Origin of the sequence: Sphingobacterium micropteri (genome assembly GCF_014692515.1) — a bacterium.
Taxonomy (GTDB): domain Bacteria; phylum Bacteroidota; class Bacteroidia; order Sphingobacteriales; family Sphingobacteriaceae; genus Sphingobacterium; species Sphingobacterium micropteri.
In genome coordinates this window covers 246,996-269,044 of record NZ_JACOIK010000005.1, presented here as the reverse complement: position 1 = coordinate 269,044, position 22,049 = coordinate 246,996, and the positions used below count along the sequence as shown (strand labels likewise).

Below are 22,049 nucleotides of genomic sequence, written 5' to 3'. Positions count from 1 at the left end.
ATTATTTCCGTTTTTGTTCTTCATTTAAATCAACATAATCTTTCGTGACATAGCCGAGTGGCGTAAAAACCAGTTCGTCCAGATTTGCTTCTATGCCATCTTCCGATAGCACAAACATTTCCTGCTGTACTTCTCCCGCTATCAGATCAAACCCTTCTTTCTGCAGTGCTACACGTATATCAGCCAACGAGTTGATCTCCTTGGCAAAATCTACACTATAAAGTCCATTATATCCTGTTTTATCGACAATGGTCGGTATAGGATCAGACGATAGCTTCCTGATAACCGTTGTCAATTCTTTGAATCCAAGGTTTCGAATATAGGTCTGGGCTCCCGATGACGAATTGCCCACATATTTTTCTTGCTCCTTTAGCCTATTAGGCACCCAGCCGTTTATAACGAATAGTTTTTCGTCATCATGATCTAAATTCCGACGGGTGACATTACCCGCCTGTGTAAGTACTAGACAAGGTACCGTTACTGATTTTAGCTGCGCACTCATCCCAAGAAAGCTATCCATGTCATTCCGAAGTCGTGCTCGCCGGCTTTCCTTTGACATGGTTATTGGTAGCACCGATTCATAACTGTATTTATTGGCCCTGTCCCAAGCAAGCTTCATTTGTATATCCGAAGCATCATCCGTATGGTAAACGATATTATGCGGATCTTTAACCAAAATGATTCGGTGTTCTGGTTTAAATTGGAGTCCTTTCAACGGTTTATTTTTTGTCGCTCCCGCCGCATACAGTTGCAACAAGGTCATATTCCCGAAAAACTCGTGCACAACCCCATTTAGTGAATCTGTCTTCGATTCAAAGGAAGTGGTCAGCCCATCAACATATTTAACAAGACCACTATAAAAAGGCCTTACCAGTAATCTGTTGGAAGCCAAAAGAAGCTTATCCTCTAAAGCAAAAAGCTTACCCGAAGTGCTCGGGGCACTGCTGCTCATGAGCTCTTCCAACATATGCACATCGACGTAAGCCGGTTTGGTTACCGCCCTTACAACATAGTTCTCATCCAGAATAACGGTATGGGGAGACGATGTCTTCGGAAACATTGCTGTTAGGACGGAATCTTCGATGACTGTATGAAACCTTTCCTCAAGAGACTTCATAGCCGGAGCCCGCGTATTCCTCAAAAAAGCATTAATTCTTTCTTCACACTCATGCCCTACGGGCATAACACGCACCTTTCCATCTAGTTCTTCTTCTAAGGAAAAGAGGTGTGGCATAGCCGCTATACACGGCCCGCAGACCGTATTCCAAAACTCTAGGATGATCCACTTTTCACCTCCATAATTATGTAATTTATCTTGGACTAGGTTACGATCGCTATTTAAGATTTTGAGCCCAACGTCGGGCACGGTATCCCCAATCTCTAATGGCTTAATTTCGGTTTGCCCTTCGGCAGTCCGCGTCTCCGCAGACTGCGCCCAGGCTGTTGATAGATTAAACAACATGAAACAAAGTAGTCCACAAGAAAGGACTCCTTTGTTCTTCATTTCCTCTACTACTCTCCCACTTTTACTATACCGCTGATCTACGCCAGAGGTACATGCGTTTAGTGGATCTTTAGTAGCTCTCCAGTACCTTTCTAGTACTTCTTTAGTACCTTTTCGGTACACTCCCCGTACACTAACCGTACACTCGCGGTACATGAACGGTGCCTCAGCTATTTTACGCAAACGTTGCGTTAATAGTACTATATCCTTACTTGATCTATACTTGATCCTCGCTTTAAGTCTACCGAAAAAGCGAGCAAAAAAACTATCTTTTTCTTCGGGTGCTGTTCGGAGAACCTTCGGGAGTGCTTCGACTCCGGTTCGGGACTGGTTCGGAACACCTTCGGTATTCCTTCGGATGTTGCTTGGGTGGCCTTCGGGTACGACCCGAACAACACTCGAACAGCATCCGAACAATTGTCGAATACCATTCGAACAATGCTCGGACAAATCTCGGGGATTTCTCGAAGAAACATCAACAGCCTGCCGAGCGGTTGCCGAAGGTGATTTCCTCTCACGCCCGCCTAAACCGATAGTCTTTGTTATTGTATTTTGGTTATATCTGTGATTCATAAATTATGGTTCTAATTTTTGTTCGAAATGGCGCAAACCGAGCATCGTATAAAGGATGTCGGAGAAAAACTTCTCCTCCGGACTCTTTTTCGGTGCTTCTTCGATAGGAATTTTAATATCTTCAAGATTTAGCTTTTCATGATGAGCTACATGATAAGCCATCAGAAGTGTCATGAGTTCATATGAAAATATCTCCATATCCTCTTTGCTGAGTCCCTCCTGGACATTCTGCTCCCCGCCGTAAATGAGGCACATGTTAAGGACGTGCAGACGACTGTGATTAACACCGTATTTTTCCCAGAAAGCTTGGATTTTCTCTTTGGGATCATAATCGTCATCGGTTATCTCTCGCACGTTTTTAAGTAGCGATATATACCTAATATCCATTGACGTCCTCCTTTACTTTTGTAGCAGCTATTAGGCTGTCATTCCATCTTATACAAGCTTTCTTATAGCTTTGTGTTAGGGCATAGGCATCCCCTTTGCATAATTTCTGCATTCTTTTAAGTGTTTTGCGGAACGCCGAAACTGTAAGAGCAAGATTCTGCAGCTATCTCGTAGACCTAGTTTCTTCCGTATCGCAGGTTAGTAAATAAGATAAAGCTAGAATGCGAGAAGTCCGGCTTTTCATAATTGTCAGTTGTCGGTTTTGTATATCGCATTCATTTAGAAAGCCAAAGAATGGCTAGACACACCGAGCTAGTCGGGCGGAGAAATGAGATTTTTTAGACGTTGTTTTCTTTGGTTTTTCATTTCTTCTTGAGTTTTAGTAAAACAAGAAGGTATATAGAAAGAGTCATATATAGTATGCAGGCTCCCTCCGTGCGCTCAACACCCCCTAGGAAGGGCGGAAGCCGAAACCTCCAAGCACGCGACACGGAGAGAGCCCACACTTTGCAATGTCAAATATACAAATTGCGGGCATTTTCTCACCGCTGCTTCGCGTGCTTTAAGATTTCCTAGGTCTTGTTGAGCAAAGCTTCTTAGTTTAAAAACGCCTCTTTTTATAGAGTCTATACAAAGATAGATAAATTAATTAATAGGACAAATAAGTCCTAACAATTTTTATATTTTATGATGATTTTCGATTCATGGCCGAAAAGCAATATCGAGATCAAGAATATCTAGAAAAATTGGGGAAGCATCTAAAAGATGTTCGTGAGGATCGAGGGATGTCTCAAGAAGAATTTGCTGATTTTTGTGATCTTGATACACGTCAAATTGGTCGAATAGAAAGGGCGGAAACTAATTCTACTATTTCAATATTAAAGAAGATAGCCGACAAACTAAATATGCCTGTTTCCAAGTTATTAGATCTTTAGCCGTGTCCCTATTATAATCAGACGCCCTTTAATCTAACAACCAACGGACTTGCAACGTTAATAATAGCAAGGTTTTTTTAAGCAAAAAAGGTGCTTCCTTTATCGGAAACACCTTCAAGATTATGCCGTTTTAAAGCTATTTCAGCTTTTCTATTTCCTCTATGGAGAGTTTTGTGAATTTGGCAATTTGCTCTATCGGCAGACGGTCCTTTTTCATTTCACGGGCAGTTTCCCTTCTTTCAGCTAATTTTTCAGCTTCAGCTTTGGCACGTTCTTCCTGCTTGCCTTTTTCCAACCCCTGCTTCGTAGCTTTGTCCAATAAATATTCTCTTGTTCCCATAATATTACTCCTACCTAATTTCGTTTCAACCTCTTTCTCAAAGTTATAGAAATTTTCTGAATTTTGAAAACTAACATAATACGCTAAAAAGTCGTATATCCCCTGACGCGTCTTTTTATCCATCTTCCTCTTCATCATCTCGTCATAAAGATCATGCTTCATTTCCTTCAATTCCTCATCTGTGACATTCCTGTGGAGGATGGCCAACAATGCCGTAAGCACGACGACGGCGAACGGATTGGCATTGCTCCGCAACGTCGATTCATCCTGGTCGATGACCTTGTAGCTGTTGAAACTATAACGGAGACTCGTACCCATAAACTCCTGAACATACAGTTTAGGGCGGTAGTTTTTGTTGCTATCTGCAAGAATAGCAATAGCCGTAATAGGTACTTTGTAACGGTCAGAAATTTTGTAAAAATAACGGAACATCCGTTCGGCAAGATCGCCTTTCCCTTTACTGGACTGTACCTCCACATGGCAAAGCACAAACTGCTCCGCTCCGTTTTTGAGAAATACCTTCACCAGCTTATCTACATAGCGTAGCCCCTTACCATTCGGCTTAGGGGGAAAAAGGCTTTCAAATTCCTTGTCGAGATAATCAAACGGCTTACTGAGATCAAAAACATCTTCTGCATCTGGAAAGATGAACTTCAAAAAATGGGAGAAGGTCTGCTCCAAAATAGATTTCCATAACGGATCATCGATACGTCTTGCTGAATTTGCCATAATTCTGTTATCTTCTGATTAGAGAAGCAAAGATAATGAAAAAAGGGATAAGAAAGCTAATATTTTTAGCAAAATAATGTCAATTTTATCAATCCTCTCTAATATAGGACTTACAAAGAGCTCCACAAAATGATCATGACCATAAAAAATAACCCCTGTTATGTTGAAAAGCTGCGAAGAATCTAGTTACTTTGAATGTTCGAAATATGTCCAATAACAGTACGTACGATCCTCCTAGTCGTTGAACATACAATATATCGTCAAGATAACAAACTTATATGCAGCCGATTGGAAAAACCTTAGCATTAAAAGAAGAGTTGGATACTCTTCTTCCCCTCTCAATGGAGATGGAAGACAGTCTTATGCAACAATTTAGGTTTGACTGGAATTACCACTCCAATAGCCTTGAAGGAAACAGCTTAACTTATATCGAAACAAAGGCACTTTTATTACACGGAATCACTACACAGGGAAAGCCATTAAAAGATCATCTTGAGATTACCGGTCACGACGAGGCCATTAAATGGATCGAGGAATTAGTCAAGGGAGATTATCCGCTTACTGAAAACTTTATACGTGAGCTGCATACTTTACTCCTTAAGTCTCCATACGAAGTAAAAGCGATTACACCTGATGGCCAACCAACAACGCGTAGGATTGCAGTAGGGCAATATAAAACTGCTCCCAATCATGTCAAAACTAGAACCGGTGAAATATTTAGATTTGCAGCACCAGAAGAAACGCCTGCTCAAATGCACGATCTTATTTCATGGTATAGATCAGAAAGCGAGGTTCCAGAAGTAAACCCAATTATACTCGCCGCAGAATTTCACTATCGATTCATCAGAATTCACCCGTTTGACGATGGTAACGGACGTACCGCCCGAATAATCATGAATTTTATTTTGATGAAATTTTGTTACCCTCCAGCTATTATCAAAACAGAAGATAAACAGAGTTATTTTTCCACACTAAGACAAGCTGATGGAGGAAAAATCGACCCATTCATTGATTATATTGCACAAAATCTTATCAGATCTTTGAAAATAATGATTTTGGGAGCTAAAGGGCAAGACATCGAAGACGAAGACGATGCTATAAAAGAGCTTACTCTCTTGAAAGCCAGACTTAAGAAAGAAAAAAGAACGAAATCTCCTAAACTGGCACATAATACAGTTAAAAATTTCATGGAGAACATAAAACCCTATTTGGAAGAAACGCTAGCCGAAATTTCTGATCTCTTCGCAGAGTCAAAGTCGACTATTTTTGTAAATGGAAAACAGTTCAATCCAACAGTAGGCGATCTTCTAGCCAATAATTCTGCGCTTATGAACATCGCCCAAACCGATTCATTAAGAAAGCTTGTAGAAAAAAGAAGTTTAAGCATTTTTGGAATAGACCTATATAAAGAAGATCTTAAAGATATTACATGGAGAACTGAGAATCTCGGACTCAAAGGCGGAAATAACAAAACGACGCTTGTAATTGATGTAAATTTGGTGTTGGAAAACACTTATCCCCTAATAAAAATTAATGTAAAGGGTCAAAAACCAATCCAACATATATTTGATTATGAGGATTCGATTGACAGACAGGTAATATCACAATTACAAAAGCAATTGCTAAGAAATATGACAAGTGAAATCAAATTGATGATCTAATAAGAGTGGTTCTGGTTTGATCGCCGAACAACTATTTCAGCTTTTCTATTTCCTCTATGGACAGCCCCAAGATATCAGAAATCATATCTACGCGCTAAAATGTGCCTTTTTCGGGAACACTTTTTGGCTTTTCGCGAACCCTTTTTAAGCATTCTATATCCCTTTTTTGCCAAACGGTGGTACGTTTTGCTGATATGGAAACACAAATCACGAAATAGGGGGCACGTTTTACCAATAGTGGATCCCAGGCAACAAAATATCGTTCACTTGTTCTAAAGGTGTGATTACCTCCTCCTAAATGGGCATCACGTTTTACCAATAAGGGATCACAAGTAGCAAAATACCGTTCACTTGTCACAAAAGCGTAATCACGTTTTCCTAAAAAGGGATCACGTTTTTTCAATAAGGGAATACATTTTCCCAAAATGTAATCACATCTTCCGAAAAAGGCAACACGTTTTACCTATAAGGGATCACGAAAAGATAAAAGGGGAACACCTATTTGTGTGTTGTAACACCTATTTAACAAAAGGGTAACACACCTTCTGAAAAAGGCAACACATCTTTCCATTAAGGGACTACGTTTTTCCAATAAGGGATCACAAGTTCGAAATAGGTGGCGCCCTATATTCAACTTGTGAATCCATTTTCTGGAAAAGGGTTCACAGAACGCTAAAAACCGTTCCCATATTTGGGGCTTTTCGGCGGGAACTGCTATGAGTTTCCGAACCACTTGCCACAGCCTTTCTTGCGGATTCGAATATTCCCCTCACTTCGCTATCAACCGTATAAACGACCCGTCCGTTATATTTCCTGCGCTTACCTTTCAAGTAATCGAAATAAGATTTGGTGAGGTCGACATTGAACATCTCGACAGAATTGTGCTGATCGAAGTTAATATTCTCGTTGAGCATCGCGTTGGTCGCTTCCAAATACATTTGCAGGTTATTTCGGCGTTTGTCGCTGCCGTAGATATTGTAAATCGACATATCTACCGTGTTGGCATTGATATTTACCGAGACCGTAAAATACATAGAGAAGTCAGATTTATTGACCCCCGATTTAAAATTGTATTTCCTAACCGACTTGCCAACCAATGTTCCGGTTTCCCGATCATCGATCTGAATCACATTTTGTATGTCTGGAAAATTGTCTACAAACCACCGTTTTAAAGCAATATAAGCTTTGTCCTTATCTCCTTGATATGTTATAAATTCACGGTATACGACTTTTCCATCTTTTAATGGGATGTAGGAGGCTACACTGTCTATCTGGTGGTAACTTGGCTTATACACTTTATTGAAAATACCCGCGTCCTGAGAAAAAGACCATAAAGGTAAAGACCAAAGTAACAAAGGATATACTAATTTCATTTTTGATATATTTTAGAATAAACTAGGCGATTTTTATCGATCGTAAAATAAGAGAAACGTATTACCTGTAAATCAACAAATCATTAATTTAATAATTCAAAACATTCCGCTGACAGTTTTGATCTTAATCGACACCCTTAAAAAGGTTGCAATAAAAAAAACCGGCTCCTTTATCAGAAGCCGGTCTTTGAGAGGTATTTATTTATTCTTATTGTTCTGAAGCGTATCTACGCTATTTTGCTTAGAAACCAACAGTCCAACCTTGTGCCCATGTTGGTTGATCCACACCATTACCAGCACCAGTAGCGTTATCATTTACTGTGTAAAGAGCTGAAACATCAACAATATCGCCCGGAATATCTTTGTTTTCGCTGTCTTTCCCTGGACTTGTTTTTTGACCTTTTGATCTCGTTACAACATTATCAAATTTTACGTTTGTCGCTTTCAACGTACCTGCCGTAACAAATGCCACGCTCTCATTGTGTTGGATATCAAAACCAGTACCCCAGTTGCTTAATACCACATTATCAAAGCTACCATTCGTACCAACACGCATTTTGATCGCATGGTTTTCACCGCCACCATTATTTCCAACTAACGTCAAGTTTTTAATGGTAGGGTTAGAGATAGGATTAGCATTATGATTATTAGAGTTATTATCTGCCTCGATACCTCTGTTACCATCGTTTGTTCTTTTACCGTACCAGTATTCGCCTGTACCGCTCCAGCCCTCTGTCCAGTCAAAGATATCATCACCAACTGATGAATGCGTATTGATAGACACTAGGTATTTTGCATTTACCGTTCCACCAAACCATTCAAACGCATCATCCGAACCTTGGTAAGATTGCACATACTCGATCGTTGTTCCATTACCTACACCGAATAAAGAAAGTCCGTTAAATTCTTTTTCGCTATTGTATGAATACCCAGAGTACTCAATTCTCAAATATCTAAGGGATCCCGAATTATCGCTAGCATCGGTACCGCCGTACGCCAAATCTGAAACCTCTGCCGATGCAGTCGTTCCTACATTAATTGGAGCACGTCCACAGATTACCAGACCACCCCACGCAGCCGGTTCTTTCGTTGTAGCTGTCATGACAACTGGACTTTGTTGTGTACCTTCCACATTGATTGTTCCACCTTGCGCTACTGCGATGTAGCGAATATCCTTACGATTGCTAGCAGGATCAAGATCAGTTGCCTCGATAGTCACACCTGGTTTAATTGTTAACGTAGCTCCATCCTTCACCACGATTTTTCCTGTCAGCTTATATGTACCTGAAGCTAAAACAACTTCGCCATCCGAAATTTCACCTTGAAAATCATCGCGCACTAACTCAAATGAAGAGTCTCCATCTGGTTCTGGATTATCGTCATCACTACATGAAGTGAATGCTAACGAAGTAGACAAAAGTCCTAAACAGAACATCTTAGCCAATTGAATAGTAGATTTTTTCATCATCTCTCTAATTATTAAAATTTAGTAATACAAATATCTATCGTTTAAATTTCTATTACATTAACGTAATATTACCTTTTTATTAAGTTGTATTATAGTGTGTATTTTACACCTAACGAAAAGCGAACACCTCTCTTGTAAGAAAGTACCGTAAGCGGTCCGTTAGCGCTTTCCTGAAACCTTTCGTAGGTTGGATCCAATAAATTTCTAGCTCCTAGATCGACACCAAGATGTCGGTTGATTCTATACTTCAATATGAAATCCAATGTTCCTACGCCTTTATCAAGCTGGTTACCTCTTCCTTGTGACCCTAAAGAATACAGCCGATCGGAGAAGTGATTATACAAAACCGTCGCCATGATATCCGAATCATTATTCCATTTTTTGATAAAAGAAAGATCGGCGTTCATCAGAAAATCCGAAGCACCTGTAAAACTTGCCTGATCATGTGTTAAACTAATATTATAAGCCGATCCATTCTCTTTTCTTACTTTGTCGGCATCCAATTCCTGATCGGTTTTCATATAAGCCGCGTTCCCTCCTACCGACAGTTTGCTATCGCCATTATCAAAAGAGAACAAGTCTTTCTTCACCTCTACTTCCACACCGTAAACGGTTCCATAATCGCCCGTATTTAGATAAGAAACATCATTGCTTGATGAAGCTAAAGTTACTTGGTTCATCGGATCTTTGATATACTTCCCAAATGCGGTGACTGATAGTAGCTCCGACGAACGTGGGAACATTTCCCACTTAATGTCCAGGTTATAATCTTCCGACGCATATAGATCTGGATTTCCCACGCGAGTTTCCGTTACATCCATATATTCAAAGCGGGCACGTTCTTTAAATTGTGGCATGGTGTAAGTTTTACTGGCACCTAAGCGTAGATTTTGCTTTTCATCCAGCTCATATTTTAAGATTAGATTAGGCAGGATGCTGTTCCGTCTGAATGTATTGGGTGTTCCGATATCCGCTAAAACGGTAGAATATTGAATGGATTGCATGATATTTTCATAGCGTAAGCCCAACAACCCCGTCAGTTTATCCGTCAGTTTGTATTCTCCATTGATAAAAAAGGCATGAATATTTTGCTTCCCTTCGTAAGTTTGTGGAAGGGTACTCCTAAAGCCACGTATTTCAAAAATATCTGGATGAAAATTAGAGGCATTAAAAAAAGCATCGAGGTTATTTGGATCGATTTCCCTCTGCCGTCCCGCTTCTTTAATATTAAAGTTAAACTGAATATCCTCGAAATCCCGCTCTTTTATTTTACCATTATATCCCAACGATATACGACCTTGAGCCTCGTCTCCTAGTTTATAATGTGTCGCAACGTTAAATGCAATTTCATTTTCGGTCAGATCTTGAAAATAATGGTGATTATCCGCTTGCTGATTCTGCACGAGTACCCGATACCCTAGCTGATCATCCATACGCGTAATATTTTGTGTACGATCGGGCATTCTACTGACCACATTATTATAGGATACCCCCCAGTCTACATCTATTTTCTCCGTTAATACATGGTTACCTAAAAGCTGATTAACAAATAATTTCGTTTGTCGAAAGGTGTTACGTTGCACCATTCCACTTCCGTTTTCCGCCATATCCCGGATAAAGCCGTAATAATGATCAGCAGATTGATCGGATGAATTGACAAACAAGAAGTTGTAGGAAAATCGATGACTTGGATTTAGTACATATTCTGCATTGAACATTCCCGTGGAGTTCGTCGTGTATTCATAACGTGTCTGATCAAAATCTTTCAGCTGCTCTCCTCCCGAACTCAATTGTCTATTTACACCCTCTCTATAATTATAATCACCCGTAAAATTTGCTACAGCAAACAGGTTCAGACGACTTCCATCAAAAAAACTAAAGGACTTCCCGCCTCGTAAACCAATATTCCCGAAAATCGGCGTTTGCTTTTTCGGATTCAAACTATTCTGGAAATTATATCCACCCAATGGATCGTTAGGAACACCATAATTCACAAACCCACTGTGTGTCGGTCCTTGCTGCAGATAAAAATTATCCCATTGGTCAAGGACATTCGTATTGATATTACTTCCGAGAGTCACTTCCAACATCCCGTCGCCAGAATATCTTTTTGATGCGATATCTACATTTCCTCCGGCAAAATCACCCGACATATAGTTACTATATACTTTGTCTATCGCTACATACTCTACAATATCTGTTGTAAAGAGATCCAAATCAATATTCTTACGCTCCGGGTCATTCGATGGAATCGGCAGGCCATTAAACGAAGTCGTATTATAGCGGTCACCCAGTCCACGTACATAAACCTGATTCGTTCCTTCTACACGGGAAACCCCGCTCATTTTTGCTAACGCAGATGCAGCATCGCCAACGCCTTTCCTCGACAACTCCTGCGCACCGATCTTCTCCACCATCAAATTCGACAAACGTCGTTCTTCCAATAGTACGATTTCGCTCGCACGTTCCCTTCTTCTGGTAATAACGACTTCATCTAACGTAGAGTTCGCATTTACCAAAGCCACGGGAACAAATTCCCATTCGCTCTGTTCAAGGTTGAACGTTGTTGAATCTGTATTATATCCGACGAACGTACTCACAAGAACATATTCCGTTTGTTTCTCGGGTAAAGTAATCGAAAACTCCCCCGCATTGTCCGTAGATGTCGCATACTGGGTGTTCGCAATTTTGATACTAACTCCGGAAATAGGTTGATAAGTTTCGATATCCAAAACTTTTCCCTTTACTCCAAATTGTTGTGCTTTAATAGTCGAGACTGAAATAATCAGTGCAAAAATGACAAAAGCAACATAATAACTAAACTTAATCATGATGTGTTAATATTATGTTGCAATATTATGAGCATAATATTAGCTAACTGTTAACAACCGATTATTAAAACATCACTTGTTTGTTAATAAATTATTAACTCCTGTTCGAACGGATTGTATTTTTTTCGTTAAATCCTAGCATCACTCATTTGTTTATTCGGAGTTGTGTATAATAGTTAGTAATTTGGTCCCTTAAAAACAGAACACTATGGCAGATACGATACTATCGTCCGTCCGGTTAAGTTACCAATATCCACAGGGTGTTAAATTAGAATTTCCGGATATCCATATAGCAAAAAACCAACATAGCTTGCTCTTAGGCGATTCCGGAACAGGTAAGACTACGCTTTTGCATCTACTAAGTGGTCTATCTAAACCTACTACTGGTGAGGTTCACCTTATGAACGATTCGCTGTATACCATGAGCGGAGCGACACTAGACGCTTTCCGGGCAAAGAACCTCGGCTTTATATTTCAAGAGGCGCATCTTTTGCGAAACCTCACCGTAACAGAAAATATCAAGCTAGCACAACGCTTAGCCAAAAATCCGGTGAACGAGCAGACTATTGCCGAGCTATTGGATTATCTACAATTAAAAGATAAAGCACATGTATTGCCGAACCAACTGAGCCGAGGCCAAAAACAACGTGTTGCTATCGCTAGAGCAATCATTAATCGGCCGGGGCTATTATTGGCCGACGAACCTACAGCATCATTAGATGATAAAAACACAGATTTGGTGTTACAATTGCTGTTCAACATCGCCAGCAACTTCGGCTCGACCCTGCTCATCGCCACCCACGATAAGCGCATAAAAGATCATTTCACGAACTCCTATCAGCTGTAGCCATGAATAATTTACAACTCGTCTGGAAAAATATAACACAGGAACTTGGCTCGACCCTACTCAGCATATTACTCACCGCTTTTGGTGTAGCTATCCTATGCGTTATTTATATCACAAGCGACACCTTTGAAAAGCAATTGACAAACAATACAAAAAATATAGATCTTGTCGTTGGGGCAAAGGGAAGCCCTTTACAGCTCATCCTGAGTTCACTTTATCATGTGGATAACCCTACCGGTAATATTGCGTTGACACAAGCCAGGCAACTTGGCGAAAATCCTTTCATCGAAATGGCAGTTCCCATCTCGTTAGGAGACAACTTCAAAGGACACCGTGTCATTGGTACAGAACCATCTTATCTGGAACTATATGGTTTAACTATACAAAACGGAGCGCTATGGAAAAATTCCTTTGAAGCGGTGATAGGGAGCGAAGTAGCGCGCAAAAGAGGTTTGGGAATAGGTGATGAATTTTTCACCGCGCATGGTCTTTCAGAAGATGGACACGTACACGATGACCATCCTTTTAAAATAGTAGGCATTTTAGAAAAATCGGGATCCATTGTAGACAACCTTATCCTATGTAATTTAGAAAGCGTATGGGATGTGCATGGACTCCACCATGGCGACCACGACCACGCTCATGAACAAGGGGAACCGCATGCCGATGAGCACAGCCATGAAGACGGACACGATCACGGCCACAGTCATCGAGATGAGCACCAACATGACCACGACCACCATACACATGATCACAAAACACACGAACATCTCGATCATGTGCATCATGAAGACGACCTCCACAACCATGAAGAAATGGTTTCCGAAAAACCGAACGATATGTTTGTCAAGAGTATTGGAGCGGATATGCTCGAAGACCGTGGTGAGGAAGTGACCGCATTATTGATTAAATATAGCTCGCCAGCGGCTTTAGGCGTTATCCCAAGATTGGTTAACGAATCTACGGATATGCAGGCTGCATCGCCGGCTATCGAAAGTACCCGCTTGTTTTCTTTATTGGGCGTAGGGCTGGATTCCTTCGCGATATTAGCCTATATTATCATGATCATCGCTGGTCTAAGTGTATTTATTAGCCTTTATAATGCCTTAAAAGAACGAAAATATGACCTTGCCGTCATGCGCTCCTTGGGTGCATCTAAAACTAAACTTTTCGGTCTGGTATTAGTCGAAGGGTTGGTGATTACATTAATGGGCGGAATAGTAGGCTTACTGCTTGGACATGCGGCGTTATATGCTATCGGTCGACATACTACAGAAAGTGCCGATTTTATTGAGGCTTTTAACATTCACGGACAAGAGTTTATTTTAGTACTTGCTGCTTGTCTTCTGGGCATTTTAGCGGCGATCATTCCAGCTATTAAAGCCTACAAAACATCCATTTCAACGATTTTAGCAGATAAATAATAGTACCCTTGTCACCATATAACAACAAATAAAAAAATGAAGCAAACAACAATATTAACATTCATTATTACATTATTCACCTTCGGTATAGCAAAAGCCCAAATTGGGCAGTTTCCGGAGATGAACACGCCCGACCATACGCCGATGATGAACAGCACGTGGGAGGCGATCGACAAGATGATGTATAAAGTGACAACGGAGAACAACAAAAAAGTGTACACGCCCCATTACCCTCCTGCTTTAAAAACATTAGAGAATAAAGTAGTGGAACTTCCGGGTTATCTGGTACCCTTAAACAGCGGCCGTAATCACAAAACATTTATGCTTTCTGTACTTCCTGTTATGCAATGTGCTTTCTGCGGAAGCAATGGTATCCCACCCATGGTCGAAATCTTCATGAAAAGCGAATCGGTAAGATTTACCGAGGAACCTATTAAGATAAAAGGAAAAATGGTATTCAATCCGGAGCCTTTAAAAGGGAATGCAGAGATTCAGATTGTTGATGCTGTTATTGTGAAATAAAACAAAGGTTTTCTTTATATAAACTCTTTCATCTTCTTTTTCCCCGTGAAAAAGAAGCAAACCGACCAACGGGAGCTCATGAACACCAAAATAAACATTTGTTCATAAAACCTCGTCTCTTCGGATGTTTGACAGGACGGGAAAGTGCAAGGAGAGGATTTCTACAGTTGTCAAAAATCCGGATGCGACAATTAAGGTTAAGGAAGGGATAGTACATTACGTATATGAACGCGATCGATAATTGATGGTCGTGTCGCGAATTAACACGACCTAGCATTGTTCCACGGCCAGCTTTACGAAGGCTATTCCGTTAAAAACAGAATGCTGTTTGACCGAACGGAGTTCCATTCTGTTTAGGAATAGACCAGTAAAGGTAGTGGAACCTTGCAAGTCTTGACCTTTTTATGGATTCGTGTTTATTTTGGTATCCATGAGCTCTCTTCGATCGGTTTTGCTTCGTTTTTTTGTGTCAAGACAAAAAAATGAAGAATTAGCGGTTTAAAACCGCAATCTCTAAACAACTTGCTACCGCAGCTGTTTCGGTACGGAGACGACTGTTTCCTAATGAAACAGGTTGATATCCTAAAGATAGCGCTTGCGCAATTTCATTCTCGGAAAAATCACCTTCTGGACCAATCAAGATCAAGTATTTCTCCCCCGGGGAGCAAATATTAGCTAGATATTGTCTTTCTCCATCGGCACAGTGCGCAATCGCCTTAGTCTTATATTCTTCTGATTTTATCTGATCGAAAAACTGCTGAAGGGAAACAGCAGGATTGACTTTGGGGAGATAGGCTTTGAGAGATTGTTTCATAGCAGGAATCACCACTTTATGCAAACGTTCGTTTTTCACTTCCTTCCGCTCTGAATGGGACGAGACAATAGGTGTAATTTCCTGTATCCCAACTTCTGTAGCTTTTTCCAAAAACCATTCCATCCTATCCATATTTTTTGTAGGCGCGACGGCCACATGCAAATAATAAGCTGGCTTTTCATAATCCTGCTCTACGTGCAATATAGACAATGTAGTCCGCTTAGGATGTGGATCCAGGATTTTGGCCGTATACCATCCTCCGACGCCATCAACTAAGTATATTTCATCCCCAGCCGTTAAGCGCAACACGCGAATAGCATGCTTACTTTCATCTTCCGTGAGCATAAACTCCGTATAATGCGGCTCAATAGTAGGTGTATAAAATAGATGCATACTTTATTTAATCTTCATCAATATCATCGTATGGCGTCTCCATCAATTCCAATTTCACAAATTCAATGTTTTGTTGCGTTTTCTTGATAATAGTGAATGAATATCCTGCTGCTTCCCGCACCTCACCAACATCAGGGATTTTCTCAAAATAATGGCTTACTAAACCCGCCATGGTATCATAGTCAGAACTTTCGGGTAACTCTAACGGTAAGTATCCGTTAACATCATGTACGCTTGCACCGGCATCCACCATATACTCTGTTTCCGAAATCTTTTCCACAACCGGTGTTTCTTCATCATACTCATCTTGAATCTCGCCAACTAATTCCTCTACGATGTCCTCTAATGTCACCATTCCTGCCGTACCCCCAAATTCATCCAAAACGATAGCAATTTGAATTCGTTTTTGCTGGAATTCAGCCATCAAATCGTTTATTTTCTTCGTCTCCGGGATAAAATAGGGTTTACGTATAATATTTTTTAAGATAACTTCCTTACCCTGTACAATAATGGGTAATAAATCCTTCGTGTGGACAATGCCGACAATCTGATCTATATTGTCATCATAGATTGGGATACGGGAATAGCCTTCCTCGGTAGCTGTAGTAATGAGTTCTTCGGCCGTATCTGTAATCTCTACCGCAACAATCTTGGTACGTGGAACCATGATATTCTTCACAATACGTTCATTAAAATCAAAAACGTTCTTAATGAGTTCATGTTCCGCATTATTCAGCGCACCACTTTCTTTCCCTTTTTCTAACAGATATTGTAACTCTTCGGAAGAGTGATGGGCTTCGTGGGCGTTAACTTCTATGCCAATTAAGCGTAATAAGAAATTAGCAAACCCATTGAGTAACCAAATAATTGGTCTGAAAATATAATAAAAAAACTGAAGTGGTGCCGCAATCCTCATGGTTGTCGCTACGGGACGTTGTATGGCAATGGATTTCGGTGCCAGTTCACCAAAGACGATATGCAAAAAGGTAATAATACTAAAAGCAAGAACATGTCCCAAGTTTTTCGCTATTGTTCCGGTCAGTTCGACATTGAACAGCCCAAAAAATTCATGGACAATACGTGTCATCACCGCCTCTCCCACCCATCCGAGTGCAAGAGAGGCCAGTGTAATACCTAGCTGTGTAGCGGCTAAATAACCATCTAAGTGTTCGGTGATATTCTTGGCAATTTTGGCGACTTTACTTCCCGACTTTGCTTGTAGCTCAATCTGTGAAGCCCGAACTTTGACAATTGCAAATTCCGCAGCTACGAAAAAACCATTAGCCAAAACCAAAAATACCGTCCAAAAAACATCGATAGCCATGCTAAAAATTATTTGTTACCGAATTCTTTTTTATACAATTCGATACTTTCCAATAAGATTTCCTGTGCACGCTCGCGACCGTGGATACCGTCTACACTCACTTTTTTCTTTTCAAGCGCTTTGTAGCTTTCAAAAAACTGAACGATTTCCTTCATGATATGCGGTGCTAAATCTTCCATATGATTCAGATAGCTATACTTAGGGTCGTGCTTCGCTACAGCAATAATTTTATCATCCTGTTCTCCGCCGTCAACCATATTCATCACACCGATTACCTTAGCCTCTACCAATGTCATTGGTAAAATATCTACCGAGCATATCACCAAGATATCCAACGGGTCCTTATCGTCACAATAAGTTTGTGGGATAAAACCATAATTAGCAGGATATATAACAGACGAACTTAAAACACGGTCCAATAAAAGAAGACCTGTTTCTTTATCTAATTCATACTTCCCCTTTGAGCCGTTTGTAATTTCAATGATGGCATTGACCGAATTTGGCACGTCGCTCCCAGGAGCTATCTGATGCCAAGGATGTTGTTTGTTCATTAATTAATTAACGTTACTGTTATTACTGTTTGTTTTATTTGTTTCTTTTTTCCTATTCTTTAGCCACCTTTTAAGCAATGCGATAACAATGGGTAAAAAGGCGATAACTATCAATCCAACAATGATATATTCTACATAATTGATAATGGCGGGAAACTTAACCCCCAGAAAATATCCGGTCAAGGTCAACAAGCTAACCCATAAAAGTGCACCCGCGACGTTATAGAAAATAAATTTTCGAAAATTCAATTTCACGACACCCGCAAATATGGGTGCAAAAGTACGAACGATCGGCACAAAGCGCCCTATAATTAACGCGGTCCCCCCATATTTTTGATAAAATTCTTCCGCCATAATGACGTATTTACGTTTGAAAAGAAGAGAATCTTTTCGTTTGAAGAGTACGGGCCCCGTTCGATAGCCAAACCAATAACCCGTAAAGTTCCCTAAAATTCCGGCTCCGAGAATCCCGAAATACATGGTTACGATATCAACATCAATTTTTCCTAACGCACAAAATAAGCCCGCTAAAAATAACAAGTAATCCCCGGGCAAAAAGAAGCCAAAGAATAGGCCTGTTTCAGCAAAGACAATCAGCACTACGATATAGAATCCGCCATGGCTTAATAAATATTCCGGATCCATCAATTGCTGAAAGGACAGCCACAAATCTTGCATAATTTCTATTTAGTCTATCAGCAAAAGCCGATCTAAAATCTTTCGTTTCTCGTTTAGATACTATTAATCACGAATTCGTCACTTCCGAAATGGCTTCCCTAATATCTTCAGCTATTTTCGTCATTTCATCATTTGACAAGCTCAATTTAGGACGGGCAAAGTTCATGTCGTCCACTTCATTTAAAGGGATTAAATGAATATGAGCATGTGCTACCTCCAAACCGACTACAGCAATTCCTACTTTTCGGCAAGGAAAAACGTTTTTTACACCTTGAGCTACAATCTTCGCAAACACCCACATACCCATGTATTCGTCGTCATTAATATCAAAGATATAATCTGTTTCTTTTTTAGGGATAACCAATACATGGCCTTTAGCTAAAGGACTGATATCCAAAAAAGCTAAATAATCGATACTTTCTGCTACTTTATAAGCAGGGATCTCACCCGACACTATCTTTGAAAAAATTGTTGACATCTTTTATCTTTTTTAAAGAAAAAACAAACAAACTTACATAAATTCACTTTTATGTGCAATATAATGCGTCACATATAAAATGAATTTATGTAATTCTCCTCTGCCATCAAAGACTTTATTCTTAGAGGAAATATAAAAAAACGGTTGCAAGATTTAGCAACCGTTTCAAATTATCTTCTTTAAACGATGTGCGGTTATGGCAGAAACCGCACATAACCGTTCATCTTTTTATCTTGAAATTTCCAAGATTTCAAACTCCATGACACCCGCCGGCGCTTCTACTTGAGCAACCTCTCCTACAGATTTACCAAGAAGCCCTTGTGCAATGGGTGATTTCACCGAAATCTTCCCGGCCTTCAAGTCAGCTTCCGTCTCCGAAACCAGCTGATACGTCATTACGGCATTGTTTTTCTTGTTTTTAATTTTGACATAGGATAAAGCCAATACCTTTGACGTGTCTAGATTAGATTCGTCAATTAGGCGAGCACTAGCTAAGACACCTTCTAACTTAGCGATCTTTGCTTCATGCAACCCCTGTGCTTCTTTTGCAGCATCATATTCTGCATTTTCGGATAAATCTCCCTTATCCCTTGCCTCTGCTATCGCTTTTGCGATATTTGCGCGGCCTTCCGTTTTTAGATACTGTAACTCTTGCTTCAGCTTATCTAATCCCTCTTGTGTGTAATAAGTTACTTCTGCCATATTTTTACATTATTTGTTCCAAAAAAAAATTAAAAAAAAGACAAGACCATACCGCCCTTTGTCAGGACAACATGGTCTTGCTCACTGTTTGCTAAGATAGCAAGCAACTTCTAAAAAAGCAAATTTCTTTTGTTATTCTTGCTCGTCTGTATCGACAAATTTATACCCCAATCCGCGGACAGTCTGTAAATAATGTGGCTTATCTGGATTCGTTTCGATTTTTTTGCGAAGACGTACCACATGCATATCTAGGGTTCGCGTGTTTACGTTGGAACTATAGCCCCAAACAACCTCCATAAGTTCCTCGCGTGTAATTTCCTTTCCGACATTTTGAAGAAAATACAGCAATATCCGATTTTCCAATATCGTCAATTCTATTTTCCGTCCGTCTCTTACCAAAGAATGTATGGTGGGGTGGTGCTCTGTTTTACCAAACGTATAAACATCGTTGTTTTTCGGCAAAAAGAACCGTACTTTGTTTTCAATCATGGCCACCAACACATCCATATTAAAGGGTTTCGTAATGTAATCGGTTACACCATAGCTATAAGCATCAATCTTGTCCACATCCTGCGACTTAGCCGTCATCATGATAATGATATTCTCAAAACCAGCTTTGCGGACAGATTCACATACATCAATACCTTCTTTTCCCGGAAGCATCCAATCAAGGAGAACCACATCAGGCTTCTCTTGTAGTATTTGCTCTTCAGCTTCCAAGCCATTAGCTGCCTGAAGAACCTTATATCCTTCTGTTTGCAAGCGGTGTGCTACCAAAAAACGCAAATTTTCGTCGTCTTCTATTACAGCAATCGTGATATCTTTACTCATAATATTATTTAGTTCTTTTTGGTCCTAGCGGCAAGAGTAATGTAAAAGTAGTACCTTGACCCGGCATACTATCTACTTTAATCTCTCCCCCCATGAAATCTACAATTTCCTTGCAGAACGCTAAACCTAAACCAATGCTTCCTTGTTGGTTGAATTGGTTCTTTACTCTATAAAATTTTTTAAAAATACTATTAAATTCCTTTTTATTTATGCCTATCCCTTTATCTTTAAATTTTATAACAAAATTTTTCTTGTTTTGTTGTACATCGATATGTAGGAACTTACGCTGTGGCTCCGAATATTTATAGGCATTATCAATCAAATTTTGAAACACACTCAACAAAAGCGTTGTATCCACGACCATATTGTTTTGGACATCGATAGCATAGGAAAAGTTTAAATCAGCATATTTTAATCTCACTGCTTCAAAAATTGGTTCGCAAAACTCCTCTACTCCCACCTCTTCTTTATTAGGTTTGATAGATTTATTTTCAATTTGTGCAAATGATAATAACTTATTCATCAAACTGTTTAATTTATCCGCTTCCTGGTCCAAAATCTTCCCATACATACGTTGCTCCTCTGCCGACAACTTCTCGCTGCTCTGAATGTTGTTTCCCGCAATCTTGATCACACTGACTGGTGTTTTAAACTCATGTGTTAGATTATTGATAAAATCATATTGTAATTGAAACAATCTACTGTTAATAGTTACATTCCGATAAATCAGATAGGCAATCAAAATCAATATAAGGTATACCGCTGATATGCCCAGGCTAACCGGCAAAAACCGCCTGTTAATTTCTTTGTTAAAAAACTCCTCGGAACTTGTATACTGCAATTTATAATCGGACAATGCCCCTGGAAGGGGAAGTTCTGTCTGGAGATAGAAATGCTGATCGCTCACACTACCCGATACAATAGGTAAAATCTCTATTTTTTCATATAAATTTAAAGCGACGTTTTTAATCTGGATCTTGCTTGGATCAATTAAGAACATAAACATATCCTGATCATAGGCGACAACGGTCGTGTCCGGAGCAGACATCATACGCTTATAAACCAACAAATCGGAAATACGCGGAATATTCATGTAGGTCACCTTTCCGGGATTCAACGTATAAAAAACCCGATAGATATCGTTGTCCGACATACTGGTCGATTCATTTACCCGATCCAAGAAACCAACAAACTTTAACACCATCGTATTAAAGTCATCTATATAAGCCCGTGTCAGTGTATTTTCAGGACGTTGGGCAATAAGTCTATTGTCTTTATCTAAATGAAAGGACGTTATACTTTTTGGATAAACCAGTAAATGATTATATTTAATCCCAGTCTCTATAGAATCAGAGTTGGTAATAGTGATATCGTAAAACAGCACACGATCGACGAAAGCATATTTCCGAATCACATCACTGACGTAAGATGCTGCTTTTACAGAATCCAAATACCCCTGATAATACGATATCTCTGGAATTTTGTCATTAAAGAACTCATGAAAGGGTTGTACCGAACGATCGAACACCTCTACTTTTCTATTATTGAATTCTGTTTCAATAAAATTTGCTATCATGGATCGTGCAGCGAACATAGCGACACCAAATAACATCGTCACCAATATTACAAAGGCAATCAGCAACCCAAAGTTCTTTCGGTATTTAAGCTGGTTATACGCCATGCT

At 39.9% G+C, this 22,049-nt stretch carries 21 protein-coding genes; 5 read left to right on the top strand and 16 right to left on the bottom strand.

Annotated elements, in window-relative coordinates:
- Position 1: 1 nt before the first annotated feature.
- From H8B06_RS08880 to H8B06_RS20810, 3 genes are read right to left on the bottom strand one after another with little or no spacing between them, the layout of a single operon-like run.
- Complete coding sequence (locus tag H8B06_RS08880; RefSeq protein ID WP_190993918.1) at positions 2–2,077, bottom strand: TlpA family protein disulfide reductase; 2,076 nt, start codon at positions 2,075–2,077, stop codon at positions 2–4.
- Between the two features lie 3 nt (positions 2,078–2,080).
- Positions 2,081–2,464 (bottom strand): hypothetical protein, encoded by a 384-nt coding sequence (locus tag H8B06_RS08875; protein WP_223857558.1) that lies wholly within the window; start codon positions 2,462–2,464, stop codon positions 2,081–2,083.
- A complete protein-coding gene (locus H8B06_RS20810; protein WP_262891597.1) occupies positions 2,454–2,576 on the bottom strand; it encodes a hypothetical protein in 123 nt (40 codons plus the stop codon). Before H8B06_RS20810 ends, H8B06_RS08875 begins: the two co-directional genes overlap by 11 nt.
- Before the next feature lie 592 nt (positions 2,577–3,168).
- Between H8B06_RS20810 and H8B06_RS08870 the strand changes: the two genes are divergently transcribed.
- The gene (locus H8B06_RS08870) at positions 3,169–3,399 is read left to right on the top strand and encodes a helix-turn-helix domain-containing protein (protein WP_190993916.1); all 231 of its coding nucleotides are present in this window, start codon (positions 3,169–3,171) and stop codon (positions 3,397–3,399) included.
- A 136-nt stretch (positions 3,400–3,535) separates the two neighbouring features.
- Here the strand turns inward: H8B06_RS08870 and H8B06_RS08865 are convergent, their stop codons facing one another.
- Positions 3,536–4,468, bottom strand: coding sequence for an RpnC/YadD family protein (locus H8B06_RS08865; RefSeq protein WP_190993915.1), 933 nt, complete (start codon positions 4,466–4,468; stop codon positions 3,536–3,538).
- Positions 4,469–4,746: 278 nt separating this feature from the next.
- Between H8B06_RS08865 and H8B06_RS08860 the strand changes: the two genes are divergently transcribed.
- A complete protein-coding gene (locus H8B06_RS08860; protein WP_190993914.1) occupies positions 4,747–6,129 on the top strand; it encodes a Fic family protein in 1,383 nt (460 codons plus the stop codon).
- A 94-nt stretch (positions 6,130–6,223) separates the two neighbouring features.
- Here the strand turns inward: H8B06_RS08860 and H8B06_RS08855 are convergent, their stop codons facing one another.
- From H8B06_RS08855 to H8B06_RS08835, 4 genes are all read right to left on the bottom strand, one after another.
- The gene (locus H8B06_RS08855; RefSeq protein ID WP_190993913.1) at positions 6,224–6,532 is read right to left on the bottom strand and encodes a hypothetical protein; all 309 of its coding nucleotides are present in this window, start codon (positions 6,530–6,532) and stop codon (positions 6,224–6,226) included.
- 259 nt (positions 6,533–6,791) lie between these two features.
- Positions 6,792–7,502: a DUF4468 domain-containing protein gene (locus H8B06_RS08850; protein WP_190993912.1), complete on the bottom strand. Its 711-nt coding sequence runs from the start codon at positions 7,500–7,502 to the stop codon at positions 6,792–6,794.
- A gap of 241 nt (positions 7,503–7,743) precedes the next feature.
- Complete coding sequence (locus H8B06_RS20750; protein WP_237225554.1) at positions 7,744–8,937, bottom strand: hypothetical protein; 1,194 nt, start codon at positions 8,935–8,937, stop codon at positions 7,744–7,746.
- Between the two features lie 122 nt (positions 8,938–9,059).
- The gene (locus H8B06_RS08835) at positions 9,060–11,801 is read right to left on the bottom strand and encodes a TonB-dependent receptor (RefSeq protein ID WP_190993909.1); all 2,742 of its coding nucleotides are present in this window, start codon (positions 11,799–11,801) and stop codon (positions 9,060–9,062) included.
- A gap of 208 nt (positions 11,802–12,009) precedes the next feature.
- Between H8B06_RS08835 and H8B06_RS08830 the strand changes: the two genes are divergently transcribed.
- The 3 genes from H8B06_RS08830 to H8B06_RS08820 are packed head-to-tail and all read left to right on the top strand — an operon-like array spanning position 12,010 to position 14,594.
- Positions 12,010–12,648 carry an ABC transporter ATP-binding protein gene (locus H8B06_RS08830; RefSeq protein WP_190993908.1) on the top strand — a complete coding sequence of 213 codons (639 nt, stop codon included), beginning with the start codon at positions 12,010–12,012 and terminating at the stop codon, positions 12,646–12,648.
- 2 nt (positions 12,649–12,650) lie between these two features.
- Positions 12,651–14,072, top strand: a complete 1,422-nt coding sequence (locus H8B06_RS08825) for an ABC transporter permease (protein ID WP_190993907.1) — start codon at positions 12,651–12,653, stop codon at positions 14,070–14,072.
- Between the two features lie 36 nt (positions 14,073–14,108).
- Positions 14,109–14,594, top strand: coding sequence for a hypothetical protein (locus tag H8B06_RS08820; protein ID WP_190993906.1), 486 nt, complete (start codon positions 14,109–14,111; stop codon positions 14,592–14,594).
- Between the two features lie 490 nt (positions 14,595–15,084).
- On the opposite strand, the gene H8B06_RS08815 is transcribed toward H8B06_RS08820, so the two are convergent.
- The 8 genes from H8B06_RS08815 to H8B06_RS08780 form a co-directional block, all read right to left on the bottom strand.
- Positions 15,085–15,801 carry a 16S rRNA (uracil(1498)-N(3))-methyltransferase gene (locus H8B06_RS08815; protein WP_190993905.1) on the bottom strand — a complete coding sequence of 239 codons (717 nt, stop codon included), beginning with the start codon at positions 15,799–15,801 and terminating at the stop codon, positions 15,085–15,087.
- Between the two features lie 7 nt (positions 15,802–15,808).
- Entirely contained in the window at positions 15,809–17,125 is a 1,317-nt protein-coding gene (locus tag H8B06_RS08810; protein WP_130141254.1) for a hemolysin family protein, read from the bottom strand.
- A gap of 8 nt (positions 17,126–17,133) precedes the next feature.
- A complete protein-coding gene (locus tag H8B06_RS08805) occupies positions 17,134–17,676 on the bottom strand; it encodes an inorganic diphosphatase (RefSeq protein ID WP_130141255.1) in 543 nt (180 codons plus the stop codon).
- 3 nt (positions 17,677–17,679) lie between these two features.
- Entirely contained in the window at positions 17,680–18,354 is a 675-nt protein-coding gene (locus tag H8B06_RS08800; RefSeq protein ID WP_130141256.1) for a DedA family protein, read from the bottom strand.
- A 67-nt stretch (positions 18,355–18,421) separates the two neighbouring features.
- The gene (locus H8B06_RS08795) at positions 18,422–18,832 is read right to left on the bottom strand and encodes an HIT family protein (protein ID WP_130141257.1); all 411 of its coding nucleotides are present in this window, start codon (positions 18,830–18,832) and stop codon (positions 18,422–18,424) included.
- Positions 18,833–19,060: 228 nt separating this feature from the next.
- Positions 19,061–19,534, bottom strand: coding sequence for a transcription elongation factor GreA (gene greA, locus H8B06_RS08790; protein WP_190993904.1), 474 nt, complete (start codon positions 19,532–19,534; stop codon positions 19,061–19,063).
- A gap of 132 nt (positions 19,535–19,666) precedes the next feature.
- On the bottom strand, positions 19,667–20,365 hold the full coding sequence (locus H8B06_RS08785; RefSeq protein ID WP_190993903.1) for a response regulator transcription factor: 699 nt from the start codon (positions 20,363–20,365) through the stop codon (positions 19,667–19,669).
- 4 nt (positions 20,366–20,369) lie between these two features.
- Positions 20,370–22,046, bottom strand: coding sequence for a sensor histidine kinase (locus tag H8B06_RS08780; RefSeq protein WP_190993902.1), 1,677 nt, complete (start codon positions 22,044–22,046; stop codon positions 20,370–20,372).
- Positions 22,047–22,049 lie beyond the last annotated feature (3 nt).

What these genes read in the sequence shown, in the direction of transcription:
- H8B06_RS08880 (WP_190993918.1), bottom strand. Translation starts at nt 2,077, where the DNA reads ATGAATCACAGATATAACCAAAATACAATAACAAAGACTATCGGTTTA.
- H8B06_RS08875 (WP_223857558.1), bottom strand. Translation starts at nt 2,464, where the DNA reads ATGGATATTAGGTATATATCGCTACTTAAAAACGTGCGAGAGATAACC.
- H8B06_RS20810 (WP_262891597.1), bottom strand. Translation starts at nt 2,576, where the DNA reads ATGCAGAAATTATGCAAAGGGGATGCCTATGCCCTAACACAAAGCTAT.
- H8B06_RS08870 (WP_190993916.1), top strand. Translation starts at nt 3,169, where the DNA reads ATGGCCGAAAAGCAATATCGAGATCAAGAATATCTAGAAAAATTGGGG.
- H8B06_RS08865 (WP_190993915.1), bottom strand. Translation starts at nt 4,468, where the DNA reads ATGGCAAATTCAGCAAGACGTATCGATGATCCGTTATGGAAATCTATT.
- H8B06_RS08860 (WP_190993914.1), top strand. Translation starts at nt 4,747, where the DNA reads ATGCAGCCGATTGGAAAAACCTTAGCATTAAAAGAAGAGTTGGATACT.
- H8B06_RS08850 (WP_190993912.1), bottom strand. Translation starts at nt 7,502, where the DNA reads ATGAAATTAGTATATCCTTTGTTACTTTGGTCTTTACCTTTATGGTCT.
- H8B06_RS20750 (WP_237225554.1), bottom strand. Translation starts at nt 8,937, where the DNA reads ATGTTCTGTTTAGGACTTTTGTCTACTTCGTTAGCATTCACTTCATGT.
- H8B06_RS08835 (WP_190993909.1), bottom strand. Translation starts at nt 11,801, where the DNA reads ATGATTAAGTTTAGTTATTATGTTGCTTTTGTCATTTTTGCACTGATT.
- H8B06_RS08830 (WP_190993908.1), top strand. Translation starts at nt 12,010, where the DNA reads ATGGCAGATACGATACTATCGTCCGTCCGGTTAAGTTACCAATATCCA.
- H8B06_RS08825 (WP_190993907.1), top strand. Translation starts at nt 12,651, where the DNA reads ATGAATAATTTACAACTCGTCTGGAAAAATATAACACAGGAACTTGGC.
- H8B06_RS08820 (WP_190993906.1), top strand. Translation starts at nt 14,109, where the DNA reads ATGAAGCAAACAACAATATTAACATTCATTATTACATTATTCACCTTC.
- H8B06_RS08815 (WP_190993905.1), bottom strand. Translation starts at nt 15,801, where the DNA reads ATGCATCTATTTTATACACCTACTATTGAGCCGCATTATACGGAGTTT.
- H8B06_RS08810 (WP_130141254.1), bottom strand. Translation starts at nt 17,125, where the DNA reads ATGGCTATCGATGTTTTTTGGACGGTATTTTTGGTTTTGGCTAATGGT.
- H8B06_RS08805 (WP_130141255.1), bottom strand. Translation starts at nt 17,676, where the DNA reads ATGAACAAACAACATCCTTGGCATCAGATAGCTCCTGGGAGCGACGTG.
- H8B06_RS08800 (WP_130141256.1), bottom strand. Translation starts at nt 18,354, where the DNA reads ATGCAAGATTTGTGGCTGTCCTTTCAGCAATTGATGGATCCGGAATAT.
- H8B06_RS08795 (WP_130141257.1), bottom strand. Translation starts at nt 18,832, where the DNA reads ATGTCAACAATTTTTTCAAAGATAGTGTCGGGTGAGATCCCTGCTTAT.
- greA (WP_190993904.1), bottom strand. Translation starts at nt 19,534, where the DNA reads ATGGCAGAAGTAACTTATTACACACAAGAGGGATTAGATAAGCTGAAG.
- H8B06_RS08785 (WP_190993903.1), bottom strand. Translation starts at nt 20,365, where the DNA reads ATGAGTAAAGATATCACGATTGCTGTAATAGAAGACGACGAAAATTTG.
- H8B06_RS08780 (WP_190993902.1), bottom strand. Translation starts at nt 22,046, where the DNA reads ATGGCGTATAACCAGCTTAAATACCGAAAGAACTTTGGGTTGCTGATT.